The 14,547-nt window shown below is 33.5% G+C and carries 14 protein-coding genes and 1 pseudogene; 10 read left to right on the top strand and 5 right to left on the bottom strand.

From position 1 onward, the window contains the following. Window positions 1-166: 166 nt before the first annotated feature. Window positions 167-399: pseudogene (locus NJT12_RS21290) on the bottom strand (hypothetical protein). Between the two features lie 405 nt (window positions 400-804). Here NJT12_RS21290 and NJT12_RS21285 point away from each other — a divergent pair. From NJT12_RS21285 to NJT12_RS21270, 4 genes are all read left to right on the top strand, one after another. Then, entirely contained in the window at window positions 805-1,044 is a 240-nt protein-coding gene (locus NJT12_RS21285; RefSeq protein ID WP_271338107.1) for a DUF7218 family protein, read from the top strand. Between the two features lie 211 nt (window positions 1,045-1,255). Further along, window positions 1,256-2,341: a DNA topoisomerase IB gene (locus tag NJT12_RS21280; RefSeq protein WP_271338104.1), complete on the top strand. Its 1,086-nt coding sequence runs from the start codon at window positions 1,256-1,258 to the stop codon at window positions 2,339-2,341. A gap of 109 nt (window positions 2,342-2,450) precedes the next feature. Continuing rightward, a complete protein-coding gene (locus NJT12_RS21275) occupies window positions 2,451-2,612 on the top strand; it encodes a DUF1328 family protein (RefSeq protein WP_271338103.1) in 162 nt (53 codons plus the stop codon). A 77-nt stretch (window positions 2,613-2,689) separates the two neighbouring features. Next, window positions 2,690-3,337, top strand: a complete 648-nt coding sequence (locus tag NJT12_RS21270; protein ID WP_271338101.1) for a DUF5661 family protein — start codon at window positions 2,690-2,692, stop codon at window positions 3,335-3,337. A 193-nt stretch (window positions 3,338-3,530) separates the two neighbouring features. Here NJT12_RS21270 and NJT12_RS21265 read toward each other — a convergent pair whose 3' ends face one another. Beyond that, a complete protein-coding gene (locus NJT12_RS21265; protein WP_271338099.1) occupies window positions 3,531-4,031 on the bottom strand; it encodes a hypothetical protein in 501 nt (166 codons plus the stop codon). A gap of 178 nt (window positions 4,032-4,209) precedes the next feature. After that, window positions 4,210-4,521 (bottom strand): hypothetical protein, encoded by a 312-nt coding sequence (locus tag NJT12_RS21260; protein WP_271338097.1) that lies wholly within the window; start codon window positions 4,519-4,521, stop codon window positions 4,210-4,212. 189 nt (window positions 4,522-4,710) lie between these two features. Here NJT12_RS21260 and NJT12_RS21255 point away from each other — a divergent pair, with 189 nt between their 5' ends. From NJT12_RS21255 to NJT12_RS21245, 3 genes are all read left to right on the top strand, one after another. Next, complete coding sequence (locus tag NJT12_RS21255; protein WP_271338095.1) at window positions 4,711-5,283, top strand: YciE/YciF ferroxidase family protein; 573 nt, start codon at window positions 4,711-4,713, stop codon at window positions 5,281-5,283. A gap of 76 nt (window positions 5,284-5,359) precedes the next feature. After that, complete coding sequence (locus NJT12_RS21250) at window positions 5,360-6,091, top strand: DNA-formamidopyrimidine glycosylase family protein (protein ID WP_271338093.1); 732 nt, start codon at window positions 5,360-5,362, stop codon at window positions 6,089-6,091. Next, window positions 6,088-6,801, top strand: coding sequence for a DUF72 domain-containing protein (locus NJT12_RS21245; RefSeq protein WP_271338091.1), 714 nt, complete (start codon window positions 6,088-6,090; stop codon window positions 6,799-6,801). Before NJT12_RS21250 ends, NJT12_RS21245 begins: the two co-directional genes overlap by 4 nt. A gap of 1,111 nt (window positions 6,802-7,912) precedes the next feature. Here the strand turns inward: NJT12_RS21245 and NJT12_RS21240 are convergent. After that, the gene (locus NJT12_RS21240; protein WP_271338089.1) at window positions 7,913-8,413 is read right to left on the bottom strand and encodes a pyridoxamine 5'-phosphate oxidase family protein; all 501 of its coding nucleotides are present in this window, start codon (window positions 8,411-8,413) and stop codon (window positions 7,913-7,915) included. A gap of 253 nt (window positions 8,414-8,666) precedes the next feature. On the opposite strand from NJT12_RS21240, the gene NJT12_RS21235 reads away from it, so the two are divergent. Then, window positions 8,667-9,098, top strand: a complete 432-nt coding sequence (locus NJT12_RS21235; protein ID WP_271338087.1) for a response regulator — start codon at window positions 8,667-8,669, stop codon at window positions 9,096-9,098. A gap of 5 nt (window positions 9,099-9,103) precedes the next feature. Here the strand turns inward: NJT12_RS21235 and NJT12_RS21230 are convergent, their stop codons facing one another. Continuing rightward, window positions 9,104-12,313 carry a PAS domain S-box protein gene (locus tag NJT12_RS21230; protein ID WP_271338085.1) on the bottom strand — a complete coding sequence of 1,070 codons (3,210 nt, stop codon included), beginning with the start codon at window positions 12,311-12,313 and terminating at the stop codon, window positions 9,104-9,106. 226 nt (window positions 12,314-12,539) lie between these two features. Between NJT12_RS21230 and NJT12_RS21225 the strand changes: the two genes are divergently transcribed. Both NJT12_RS21225 and NJT12_RS21220 read left to right on the top strand, forming a co-directional pair. Further along, window positions 12,540-12,878 (top strand): hypothetical protein, encoded by a 339-nt coding sequence (locus NJT12_RS21225; RefSeq protein WP_271338084.1) that lies wholly within the window; start codon window positions 12,540-12,542, stop codon window positions 12,876-12,878. 772 nt (window positions 12,879-13,650) lie between these two features. Beyond that, complete coding sequence (locus tag NJT12_RS21220) at window positions 13,651-14,481, top strand: hypothetical protein (RefSeq protein WP_271338082.1); 831 nt, start codon at window positions 13,651-13,653, stop codon at window positions 14,479-14,481. Window positions 14,482-14,547 lie beyond the last annotated feature (66 nt).

Below are 14,547 nucleotides of genomic sequence, written 5' to 3'. Positions count from 1 at the left end.
CTGTACGAAAGTGTTCTCCGTCACCTATCCGAGGATATCAAAGAAAAAGAAGCTGTTTTCATATTTGAAAACAGCCTCTTTTGATAAACGGTTACTTTTTCAGTGCCCTCTTTTTTAAGATCAGGGCTTTTTCGGTTTATGATAATTTTAAATCTCCTGATAGAAATTATTCTACATCAAGATAAGGATTTAAAATTTCGGCTAATTCATTCAGCCAATAAAAACTGCTTTCTATTCTGGTAACTTCTGCTGTAGAGTTTCGTCTTCCCTAATAACTCCTAAAGCCATGACATAATTTACTTGTCTCAATGCTTTGGCCATTCCTTTTGGGGCAATTGTGTTGTTGAAGAAATTCAAAAGCCTTGTTTCGTCTTCTTTCGAAAGGGTGTTTGTACTCATAAACGTGACATTTTAGTGAATGTTAAGCCCATGTTGATAAGGTGTTGTTATTGTTTTTAATAGCATTACCATATAACAAAGGCAAATTTTGTTTGATTCTCGTGTCGTAGTTTAAGAACACGTAAATGTAATAAAAATTCTTAATTTATAATATTTTTCTTATTTAAATAAATCTAGCCCTGATGGGAGGGGAAATCCTTTTTCTTGCTTCTTGAGCAAGAAAAAGATTGGAAGGACAGCGGAAATAGCTTCAAAAAAATCTAATAAAACTTTATTTTAGCAAATGTTCTCGTATAGAGTTAATTATGAAAATATATTGCAGAATTGTATAACGACTAATTTCTGGTTTTTGAGGAATTTTGATATAACAAATTTCTAAGTTATTAACCTCAAAATTTTTCAGTCATGCCAGATGCAAGAATTAAAAACGAAAAACAATATCAAGCACTTTTAGAAATTGGGTATAGTAAAGAAAAAGCAGCCCGAATTGCCAATACGCCAGATTCTGGTGAAAAGGGCGGAAGAGCAAAACCATATGACGAATGGACAAAAGCTGAATTATACGAACAAGCCAAAAAAGTTGGAATCGCAGGACGCTCGTATATGAGCAAAAAGAATCTGATTCATTCGCTGCAAAATAACTAAAGAAGGTTTACAAAAAAAAACACATTTTTTTTTACATCAAGCACTATGTGTTTTTTTAGATAAGTGAAACGACTTTTTTTTTAAGCAAACAAAAGATATGTTTTTATGTATTTGATATTTTAAGTGTTTAAATATGTTTGAATAATCGAAACCAACATTAGTAAAATAGAGTTTAAAAATATAAATGCCACAATAAACAAACAAAACGATCATGAATGCAGCTGCGAAAACCGAAAAACTAATGAATCAATTGATCAAAACACCGCATTTGGTAATTGATAAATTAGATTTAGTTTATGTAAACAATCAAAAGTTGCCTATAGAACGATGCAAATGCGATGATGGATTTGTTTATAAAAAGAATGGACGCTGTATTAAACAAAAAAGCGAACTGAAACGCTTTAGCAGTTTGGTGCTTCCGCCGGCTTGGGTAAATGTTCAGATTTCGGATTTGCCAAACGGACATTTGCAAGCAGTAGGTTTAGATGTGAAAAATCGAAAACAATACAGATATCATCCTAAATGGAATTTGATCCGCAATCAGACTAAATTTTATAAAATAGCCGAATTTGGAACGAAGTTGCCTTTGATTCGAAAACAAGTCGATGAAGATCTTGAAAAGAAAGAATGGTCTAAAGAGAAAGTGGTTGCTCTTGTGATTCGATTAATGGAGGAAACACACATTAGAATTGGAAACGAGAAATATGCCAAAGACAATAAATCATACGGATTGTCGACTTTGCGAAAACGCCATATCAATATCAATAAAAATACGCTTCGGTTTGAATTTACAGGAAAAAAAGGGGTACAGCATACAATTACGACCCGAAATAAAAAATTAGTAAAATTGGTTAGTCGCTGCGAGGAAATTCCGGGTTGGGAAGTTTTTAAGTATTATGATAAAAACGGCGAAAGAAAAGTGCTCGACAGCCATATGGTCAACGAATATTTGCATGAAATCTCAGGAGAATATTTCAGCGCCAAAGATTTTAGAACCTGGGCAGCATCGATTGTATTTTTTGAAACTTTGATGGAGATAGGAACTACAACAGACGAAAAAGAAATTAAAAAAAATATTTTATCTGCTTTTGATACAACGGCCAAAGCCTTGGGAAATACCAGAAATGTATGCAAGAATTACTATGTTCACCCATTATTGGTTTCGACCTACGAAGATGGTTCGATACAGCAGTATTTTGATCGGGCAAAAAAATGCCGAAGCACCAAGGAGCATTTTTCGCATAGCGAAATTGCGTTTTCAGAACTTATCCAGAATTATCAGATCAATTTATTGTAAATCAGGTTTGATAGCACTAAAAAAATAATGTTTAGAGTTAATACATCTCTTTAAAAAGTATGAAATTTGAGTAATAAACAAAATCATTATCAACTAAAAACACAAGCTTATGTTACGTTATACAGTCATTTTTATTATTCTTGCGATCATCGCCGGAATATTTGGTTTTGGAGGAATTGCTGCAGGAGCCGCAAGTATTGCCAAAGTTTTATTCTTCATATTTTTAGTCTTATTTATTATATCACTAATTAGCGGAAGAAAAAGAATTTAGTCAGCAAATAAATAACAATTAAAAAACGACACATATATCTCGGTAAATGTGTCGTTTGCATTTAAAAAATAAATATTATGGGAACTAAAAGTGGTGCTTATCAGGATGTCTATATAAAAAGAGACAGTGAAATGGTGAGTTTAAAAAACGATGTAACAGATTTTTGCGAGAAATATATAAAACCTGTACATCCTGAAAATTGGGATTGGTCGACACGTGATTTCGAAAATCCTGACAATGATCCTACAATTGCCGAAGCAAGGGCGATAGGAAATGTCGTTTTTAACGATTTAAGCGATCAAAAAGAAACAGATGTTGATTTGTCTACCATGAACAATGTTGAGTCGATTAAGGCTTATTTAAATCCAAAAAGCAAATACCACGCTTTTAATATGGAAGAATTTGCTTTTGCGTTGAAAGTAGAACTCGAACACGGAAAAATTAAGGATGTTAATGTAACCAATAATCATCCGTTTTTAACAGCAATGATAGCATTGGCGCATATGACCGAAAGTCTGACGTACTACAAAAGACTGAAAGTAATGGAGGCAGAAGGTGAAATTTATGAAATCATGCGTAAAATCGATAAAGTCACAACAGGAAAAGATAAACTACTGGAAGAACTAATTAAAGCCGAAGAAGAACTAAAAGAGGCAAGGGCAGGACTGGCAGAACGCCTGGAAAAAATGGACGATATCCCGGTTCTTGAAATTATTGGGGATTAGTTTTTTTTTAAGGTTCAAAGGTTTTGAAAAAAGGGACAAAGGAACAAAGGTTCAAAGAGAGAAAGGTTCAAAGGGACAAAGTTTTTTTTAGGTTCAAAATCACAAAGGTTCAAAGCAGCAAAAGACAAAGTATAGAAACTTTGAACCTTTGCGACTTTGAACCTTTGTTCCTTTTTAATTTTTTGAAAAAAAATTAAAACTTCCTCGGATATTCTACATCTTCTTCCTGAACATCATCTTCGATGTATTCATCCTCTTCTTCATCCTCGTCGTCATCGATATCGTCCAGATCATCTCCGGTTTCATTAAAGTCTTCCTCTTCTCTTTCCAGAGATGCCTCAGACGGATTATCAAGTTCGTCATTTACATCATCGACATTGTTGCCGTTCTGATCCAGTTTTTCTTTGTATAAATCATCGCTATCATGCTTTAGATCATCTTCGTCATGAAAGTCATCGTTCAGGTCTTCTTCGTCATCAAGTTCATCTGGATTTGGTTTATCGGTATTATGACCATTTCTAACGGTATAACCACGTTCAGCGATTTCTTTGTTACTATCATCGCCTTCTTTCATTTCATCGATATTATACATTTCTTCGTTCATAAGTGTATTTTTATCTGTCGTATCTGGATTCTGATTTCTAGGATCTCTATTTCCTTTAATCATGCTGTTTTTTTGATCTGTAGTATTCATGATTTCTGTGTTTTAATATTTTTATATTACAAATCTATAACGAAACCCACCGATTGTATTATAAAATTATGTGATGTAATTGTATAATTAACAGATGGTTATATTTTATTTAAGTTTACAACAAAAAAAAGACCGATATGTAAATAACAGTCTTTTGTGTTTAGTATGTTCAGAAACATTAGTTATCGTTTCTTTCTAAATCATCATCATCAAAATGATCTTCGTCTTCGATATGTTCTTCGTCATCCAGATTGTCAACATCAATAATTTCAAATTCTTCGTCCTGATTATTGTTGATGTAGTCGTCCTCATTTACTGCCTGTTCTTCATTTGGGATATTTTCATTTCTTGCAATATTGTCTTTCTTAAGAAGATTGTCAATCGCATTATCAATTAAAATAGCCGTATCAACATCTAAATGTCCCCTTTGATATTTTTGTTGAAAGTAAAGTTCAGCTTCCTGATAGGTATAGTCTGTATATGTTTTCATTGTAATATGTTTTTTTAATATTGATACTACAAATCTATCTCTCAAAGCAAAAAAATGTCTTACAGAATTCTAAAATCTAATTGTATAATATACAGGTGCTTAGAATGAAATTTTAACTTATAATAGTATAACCGGCCTGATAATCAAGATGGTAATTTTATCAAATATTAATTAACAAAAATTATTACCATGAAAAGTACAGATAGCAAAAAAGAGACAGCTTCTAAACCAGAAGTAAAAAAAGGAGCTACAAAAGCAAAGTCAGATGCAGCGTCAGGACTGACAGAATTATTTGAAGATGGATTAAAAGACATTTACTGGGCCGAAAAGGCCTTGACCAAGGCAATACCTCTCATGACCAAAAACGCAACGTCAGAAGAGCTAATAGACGCTTTAAACAATCATTTGATCGAAACCGAAGAACATGTAACAAGATTAGAGAAGGTTTTTGCGCTAATTGGTAAAAAAGCTTCGGCAAAAAAATGCGATGCGATGGCCGGCTTAATCGAAGAAGGGAAAGGCATTATTGAAGAAACAGAAATTGGAGTTGTGCGTGATGCAGGTATTATCGCGGCAGCACAAAAAATAGAACATTACGAAATTGCTACATACGGAACTTTAAGACAATTTGCAGAAACTCTTGGTTTGCCTGAAGCTGCCACAATTTTAGAACAAACACTTGACGAAGAAAAAGGAGCTGATAAAAAACTTACAGAAGTGGCTGTAAATGCCGTAAATCTTGAAGCTGCAGAAGCAGATTAATTCACAACATAAATATCCTGAAAAGTGCGACCGCCAGGTTGCACTTTTTTTAGTTTATAAATTTAAAATTGATATTATGCCAGAAGGTCCGTCTATAATAATTCTAAAAGAAGAAGTACAGCAATTCGCGGGACAAAAAATAATCGAAGTTGATGGAAATAGTTCTATTGACATTGAACGTCTCAAAGGCAAAACAATTCTTGATTTTAAAACATGGGGAAAACATTTTTTAATTTGTTTTGATGATTTCACCGTTAAGATTCATTTGCTCATGTTTGGAACATATCGAATAAACGAACGCAAAGAAACCAAGCCAAGATTGAGTATGATTTTTTCTAACGGAGAATTGAATTTTTATACATGCTCAGTTAAAATTCTCGAAGGCGATATTAATCTTTATTACAATTGGAGCGAAGATGTAATGAATGAAAAATGGGATCCCAAAAAAGCAAAAAAAAGTTTAGATAAAATTCCGGACGAAATGATTTGTGATGCAATCCTAGATCAGAATATTTTTTCGGGAGTAGGGAACATTATTAAAAATGAAGTTTTGTACCGGTGTAAAATTCACCCCGAATCTTTGATTGGAAAAATCCCGTCTAAAGATTTAAAAAATATTATCAACGAATGTTCGATTTATAGTTTTGAATTTCTAGATTGGAAGAAAAACTATGAATTAAAAAAACATTGGCTCACTTACACCAAAAGTGTTTGTTTGCGATGCAATCTTCCCATTCACAGAAAACACACAGGGAAGAGAAATCGCAGAAGTTTCTTTTGTACCAACTGTCAAAAACTACACGTATGAAAAATCAGGTTTTAATAGGCTGCTCAAGTTTCAATAATCGCTTTTGGAGAGGGATTTTCTATCCTGACAACTTGTCATCTTCTAGGTGGTTTGAGTTTTATTGCCAGTACTTTAGCACGTATGAGTTCAATGGAAGCTTTTATAAGTTTCCGACAGTCAGAATATTCGAAAACTGGTACGAAAAAACACCCGAAAATTTCATTTTTTCCGTAAAAGCACCAAAAGAAATTACGCATATTAAGAAATTTTCTGATTGTCAGGACCGTATAAATGAGTTCTATAATGTATGCAAAACAGGTCTGAAAGAGAAATTAGGCTGTATTTTATTCCAATTTCCGCCCAGTTACCAATTTAGCACCGAAAAGCTCCATCAAATCATCTCTAATTTAGATTTAAACTTTCAAAACGTGATCGAATTTCGTCATGAAAGTTGGTGGAATGAAGAAGTCTGGAATGCATTTCGAGAAAATAATATTACGTTCTGCAGCGTCAGCCATCCGCAATTACCAAGCACTATTTTTAAAGATTTTCCGCTAATTTTTATTAGATTACATGGAAAACCCAAAATGTTTTACTCCAGTTATCTGCCTAAAGAATTACTTCATATAAAGGAAGTAATACAATCAAAATCAGCATTTGTGTATTTTAATAATACTGCAAGTGAGGCAGGGATCCTGAATGCTTTAGAACTAAAACATATGTTGGAATGATGTTTTTTGGTATTTGAAAAATTTAACTGCAAAATACTCTGGTATTCGATCAGAATTTATCAATTTATGAGCAAGAGAATCGTATTTAGCATTCGAAGTATAGTATTTTAATCAGGTGCAAATCTCACTTCTGTTAATACGATAAAAAAAACGCAATCTGTGTCATTTCGACGAAGGAGAAATCACATGAGATATTCGACAAAAATGCTTTTAATCGAGTGCGTTTTTTTCTTGATTACAATCTTAAAAACACAATCTGTGTCATTTCGAAGAAGGAGAAATCGCATCTAATATTCGATAAAAATGCTTTTAATTGTGTGTGTTTTTTTCTTGATTGCAATCGTAAAAACGCAATCTGTTCATTTCGACGGAGGAGAAATCGCATCTAACATTCGACAAAAATGCTTCTAATCGAGTGCGTTTTTTTCTTATCGCAATCGTAGAAACTCAATTTGTGTCATTTCGACGAAGGAGAAATCGCATCTAATATTCGACAAAAATGCTTCCAATCTAGTGTGATCTCTCCTCTGTCGAGATGACAAAAAAACGTAATCTGTGTCCTTTCGACAAAGGAGAAATCACATGCGATATTCGACAAAAATGCTTAAATCTAGTGTGATCTCTCCTCTGTCGAGATGACAAAAAACGTAATCTGTCTCCTTTTGACGAAGAAGAAATCGCATCTAATATTCGACAAAAATACTTCCAATCTATTGTGATCTCTCCTCTGTCGAGATGACAAAAAAACACAATCTGTGTCATTTCGACGAAGGAGAAATCGCATCCAATATTCGACAAAAATGCTTCCAATCTAGTGTGATCTCTCCTCTGTCGAGATGACAAAAAAATGCAATCTGTGTCATTTCGACGAAGGAGAAATCGCATCTAATATTCGACAAAAATGCTTCAATCTAGTGTGATCTCTCCTCTGTCGAGATGACAAAAAAACGCAATCTGTGTCATTTCGACGAAGGAGAAATCACATCCAATATTCGACAAAAATGCTTCAATCTAATGTGATCTCTCCTTCGTCGAGATGACAAAAAAACAAAAAAAAAGATCGGTAATTTCTAAAATAGAAACTACCGATCTTTTTTTTACTTTTTAAATGCTACAATTTCAAAGTGCCTTCAATCCCGTCGTCCATGGTTTTTCCAGTTACAAAAGCAGTTGCCATTTTTGCTATGGCGACCATTTTTCCGTTTTTATTGTTCCAATAATAACCATCTTCCGGAACCACCTTAATAACACTTAAGTTGGGATCATCTTCGCCTTCGGGCATCCAAACTTTTACAATTGGATCGTACAATTCTTTAATTGTCTCCCTATCATATGATATACTTGCGCTCCCATGCAGTGTCAGGAATTTATCGTGTGGCTCAGAGAAAAACAGTTCGACTTGCGGGTTAAGGCTTATCTCTGCATTTACGTTGCTATTTCTGTCAGATAAGAACCAGAGCTGACCTAAATCATCAATTTTCTGGACTGACATTGGGCGTGATTGCAGTCTGTATTCATTATATGTACAAAACATACACGTTTTTATGTTTTCTGCAAGATTTTTTATTTTATCTACAGCAAATTCGTTCGTAAGGTCTTTATGATCTCCCATGACTTTATTTTTTATAATTTATAACTGATTAATTTGTTAATACGCTCATTTTATGAGTAATATGTGTGTGATTTTTGTTTAACACTACATACTAACAAAATTCAGATTTTTGCAGCTTTTGAGCTTACACAATTAGATTTAAAAATTATGAGATTTCAATTACTAAATTTTTATTTGTTACTCTAAAAGCAATTGATTTTTCTATAAATTTGGTTATCTTTGAGGGAGAAAACACCCAATTTACAAATAACACATGACTGATTTTACTATATTTTATACTGATGATGATGAAGATGATTTGAGCATTTTTACAGATGCAGTAGAGTCATTGCCAAAAAAAATTACACTTCAAACATATAGTGGGGGAGAAAAATTATTAGATGCTATTTATAATCCGCCACCTACGCCGCATGTAGTTTTTTTAGATTTGAATATGCCAGGAAAAAACGGATTCGATGTTTTGACTGAGCTTAGAAATTCTGAAATAAAAAATGATATTCCGGTTATTATCTTCTCGACTTCAAATGAACCAAGTATAATAGAAAGATGTCGCATTTTAGGCGCTAATTACTTCATTACAAAGCCCGTTTTGATGAAAGATATTATAAAGTCTATTAATCACGCCTTAGAGATCGATTGGAAAAAATTTAATCCAACAGATAAAGACTTCGTTTATAAGTTATAATAAACCTACTGTAATTCAGGAATGTAAATATCAAAAGTGGCGCCTTTATTCTTTTCGCCACTTGCTGTGATAATTCCTTTATGGTTTTCTACAATCTTTTTTACAATAGCCAGGCCTATTCCTGTGCCTGCAAACTCAGTATCAGTGTTTAAACGTTTGAATACTTCAAAAATACGTTCCTTGTATTCGGCGTCAAAACCAATTCCGTTGTCCGAAATCTTAAGATGATAATACATTTTATCAGGGAAATCGACAAGTTGTTTTATCTTATTACCTTTAATTCTGTTAGCTTTAATTTCTATGATTGGAGATATGCCTTTTTTAGAAAACTTAAGGGCATTTCCAATTAAATTATGAAGCAATTGTCTGAATTGAAACGGAATAATTGTAGCTTCTCCTAATGGATTAAAAATAACCTGAGCATTTTTTTCTTCAATACGTTCTGAGAAATCACTTATTATTTCTTCGGCAATATCATCAAGATTCACTTTTACAAAGACTCTTTCGGCGGAGTTTGTTCTCGAATATTCTAAAAGGTCCTGAATTAGAGTCTGCATCCTTTTTGCTGCAACTTCAATTCGGCTGAGGTAAGTTTTGGCTTTCGCCGAAATATTCTGCTCATCTAAATCTGATAATCGGCTTGCGAAGGTTTGAATTTTTCGGAGTGGTTCCTGCAAATCATGACTCGAAATATAGGCAAAAGACTGCAGTTCAATATTCATATTGATTAAATCCCTGTTTTTAATTTCTAACTGTTCCGTGCGTTCAGAAACTTGTTTCTCAAGCTGGTTTGTAAAATTCTTTTGATCCTGAATGTCAGTACTTGTACCTACCCACATCTGAATTTTTCCTGTGTTATCTTTTTGAGCAATTGCACGGCTTAACTGCCATCTGTATTCGCCATCATGACGAAGAAAACGATGTTCTAATAAAAAATCATTTCCTGTTTTTATAGCCTCTATCCAGGCATTTACATTTGCTTCCCGATCTTCAGGATGTACAATCTGAAGCCAGCCTTTTTTTACAATTTCGTCAACAGGAATTCCGGAATAGGTATAAACAGATTGATTAAAATAATTTAGATTCCCCAACGAATCACTTGTCCAGATATGCTGTGGCATAGAGTCGGCGAGGAGTCTGAATTTTTCCTCACTTTTTATCAATGTCTCCTGATTGTTTTTTTCATCCGTGATATCTATAATAGTCCCCAGCATTTTTACGGGTTTTTTGTTCTCGTCAAAAAATATCTTCCCATGTGCTTTTATCCAGCAAATAGAATTATCCGGTTTTATAACGCGTGATTCGTATTTGTAAATACTTGTTTTCAGTGCTAAATTATAGGCGTTTTCAAGAATAATCTGATCATCAGGATGAACCTGAGCTTTAATCTGTGCGCGGGTTATTTTAGATACTTTATCATGTCCAAAAATAGTTGCGAGATTTTCTGAGTAAATTAAATCCTGAGTTACAATATTTAAATCCCAAGTTGCAATTTCGGCAATTTCAACAGCTAATCTGGCACGTTCCTCAGCAACTTCTACCTTTTTTCGGGCTTCTACTTTTGATGTTATATCAGTTACAGTAACCATCACTCCTGAGGCTTTCCCTTCTTTTTCTAATAATGGAGTGTATTGATAATCAAGATAAAACTTTTTAAGTTCTCCTTTTATGTCTATGTATGCAATTGCTTCGTTTTCGCGAATAATTTTTTTATTCAAAACAACCTGATCGAGGAGTTCCGGGTATTTTTGTTCTGATAATTCCGGGAAAACTTCCAGAATGGGCTTACCTATAGTTTCCTTTTTCTTTCTTTGCCAGATGGTCTTCATCATGGTATTGTTGGCCATCTCGATAATGTGATCTTTCCCTCTAAAAATTGCCATTGCAATAGGAGAATCCATTACTAAATTTCTAAAAGCTTTTTCACTTTCAGTTAAAAGATGCTTTGCTTTTACAGCTTCAGTAACTTCGTGAGCCACAATAATAACTCCTTCAATATTGTTGTTTTCTTCTCTTAAAGGATGAAAAACTAAATTAAAGTAACAAACTTCCTGTTTGCCGTAACGATTTAGAGTAACTTCTAATTCATCCGAATAATAGGGAATGCCTTCCTGATAAACCTTAGAGAGTAACGGATAAACAGTCTCTTTTGCTTCAGGAACTGATTGAAATATGGGTTTGTTTAAAACATAGTCTTCAGTTTTATCAATGATCTGAAGATAAGTACTATTAGCCATTTCAACCATCAGATCGGGACCTTTAAGAATCGCTATTCCAAGCGGAAGCTGTTTTACAGTATTCCTGAAACGTTTTTCACTTTCCTCAACCGCTGTTCTGGCAATAACCTGTATAGTAACATCATTGGCTATTGCAACAATGCCGGAAATGGTTCCGTCCGGTTCTTTTAATGCTTCATAAACGACATTGATAAAAGTATTTTCGATTTTACCTTTTCGGGTTAACTTAACGGGTAATTCGTATGCTGTAAATCGTTCTCCTGTAGTATATACGTTTAGTAAAACATCCTCAAGTCCTTGACCTGTAACCTCGGGCAATGCTTTAAAAATGGGCTGATTGATTACTTCTTCTATCTTTCGTTCCCAAATTTCAAGCATTAATTCGTTCGCAATTTCAACAACATAATCGTTGCCCCTAAAAATGCACATCGCATTAGGAGTCTGAAGAATATTATTGCGATAGCGTTCGTTGTTATCTTCTAAATTTTTAAGGATTTTTACCTTATCAGTTGTTTCATTGCAAATAACCAGAACTCCATCTACTTTTCCATCATCATTATTTACGGGACTATAGCTAAAAGTCCAGTAAACATCTTCCATTTTCCCGTTTCTGTATATAGGCAAATATTGGTCTTCATGCCATGTGGCTTCACCCAAAGTAAGAACCTGATCGATTAATGGTTTAATAAAATCCCAGATTTCCGGCCAGAACTCAGCTCCTTTTTGTCCCAGTATTGCAGGATGTTTTCCGTCATTTCCCAGACTTGGGCGATAAGCATCATTATAAAAACAAATTTGTTCCGGTCCCCAAAACAAAAACATTGGAAATTTTGAGTTTAAAAGAATTCCTAAAGTAGTACGCAAACTTTGCGGCCATGAATCAATAGCGCCAATTGGAGATTTTGTCCACTCTTTTGCACGCATTAATGCGCCCATTTCGCCCCCGTTAGCAAGGAAATTGTGATTTAAAGTACTCATTAAAAGTTGTTTCGTTTTGGTGAACACAATATAGTAAACTTAATAAATAACATTGTTTGCAAATATTGTATTTAGATAATTGTTAAAATTAGTAAAATATTTATTGATTTGATTTTGATTTTTTGAATGAGCTAATTTTTAAATCAATTGAGTTAATTTAATTTGAATTGAATGATGAAATTTGATTTAACAACAGATTTGAAAAAATCTTAAACTCAATCGAATCATGAAAAAAGAGCAAAAACACGAAACCGACTATATAAAAAAGTACCAGGACGAAGGTTATACTTCTAATTTTTTATTTACAGATGGTACCTTACTAGATTCGGAGACAAAATATGCATATGCACCAAATGAGATTTTTATTGTAGCACATCACCGTTACGAAGGAATGAGTGACCCTGATGATATGTCTATTTTGTATATAATCGAAACAAAGGATCAGATAAAAGGAACACATTTAATAGGATATGGTCCCACTGCTGATCTGGAAGAAGCTGAATTTTTTAAAGATATCCCAAAGGCAAATTATGCTAAGAATGCGGATATCAACGAACTTACATAAAATAAAATAGAGAGTATTTTTTATTTTGCTGGGGAGCAGTTGTTTCAGATTTATCTGGAGCAGCTGCTTTTGTTTTTTACAACGTGTTTTTTATTCTTGCCACGAAGGATTTTCTGCCACGAAGGCGCTAAGGCACGAAGTTTATTCAAGAGGATTGTTAAAATCTCGGCACAGTGTAGAGGTGTAAGTTTTTTGTAACGAAGCATTTTCTGCCACGAAGGCGCTAAGGCACAAAGTTTCTTCTACAGAATTGTTAAAATCTCGCAGAGGCGCAAAGTTTTTTTTTCACGATTGGTTTTTCTGCGAGAAGGAGTAAAGCACAATGTTTTACTTTTTTTTTCTTTGCGACTTCGCGCCTTTGCGCGATTATAAATATTTACCATAAACCATCATACTTCAATTTAAACTTTGTGCCTTTGTGTCTTCGTGGCAAAATTACGTCACTGATTAATAAGATTTAGCATAAACCAGCGTGCTTCAATTTAAACTTTGCGCCTTCGTGGCAAAATTACGTCCCTTTGGGTGATTATAAGATTTAGCATAAACCAGCGTACTTCAATTTAAACTTTGCGCCTTAGCCGTCTTCGTGGCAAAAATTATGGCTGTTTGTAGTTTGTTTTTACGTTTCGTTTAATTATGAAATATCTGACTGAAATTGTATAAGGCTTTGATTAACAATATTTATGAAATTTGAATTATCAAAAAAGAAATAAAACCAAAGTTGAGTTTTGTACGTAAATAATTACGGACTAATTTATAAAACCAAACCATTATGAAAAAACTATACTTAAATGCAGGAGGATTTGATGCTATTTTTAATGATCTTAAAGATAGTTTTAACGGTGATTTGATTGTCAATAATAACGAATACAATTTGGTTATTAAATCAAAATGGGCAAAAGGGACTATTACCGGAGTTTGTCTGGATAATAAAATGTCGCATTTGAGTTTTGATCTTGTATTGAATCAGGATGTGAGTTTAAGTATAGAATCATTTCAATCAGCACCTATATTTTTCGCGTATTGCGAAGACGGACGATTGACACATAGTTTTGGCGCGAATGGAGAGAAAAAAAGCATTAAAAAGAATCAAACCGGTATTTTGAGTAATACATCAGTTATAAATAGTGTTTTGTATTTGGAAAGTCACAAACACATTCAGTTTTCATTAATAGGAATGCCAACGAATGTATCAGCTGAAGATCAGAATGCTGAAACGATTTCTCAATTAAAGAAAAGATTCATGAGCGAATCAGGCAATTATTTTTATGCAGGAAGCCAAAGTTTGAAAACTGCTCAGAAATGGCAAGAACTTAAAACGCTTCCTCAAAAAGGAATTGTTAGAAATTTGCTTAAAAAAATAATATTAAAAGAAATTATTGAGATAGAGATAGCTCAACATAGTTACAATTATATCAAAACATTTGAACCTATTTTAAATTTGGCCGTAAAGCAAATTAATGAAATTAAAAGAATTTCGAATATGAATATAACTGAAGTAATTATTGCTGCAGGATTAGCGAGCCGACACTATTTGCCACGTATTTTTAAAGAAAAATACCATTTATCATATAAGCCATTCAATCAGAAATTAGCTAGCTAACAAGCATCATATATTACTTCTTTTACGAAAAAAACAGCTTCAACGAGCTGTTTTTTTAGTTAAGAA

It is taken from the genome of Flavobacterium azizsancarii (genome assembly GCF_027980145.1).
Classification (GTDB): Bacteria; Bacteroidota; Bacteroidia; order Flavobacteriales; family Flavobacteriaceae; genus Flavobacterium; species Flavobacterium azizsancarii.
Note: the sequence above shows the minus strand (reverse complement) of the source record. Positions and strands in the feature narration are given on the sequence as shown.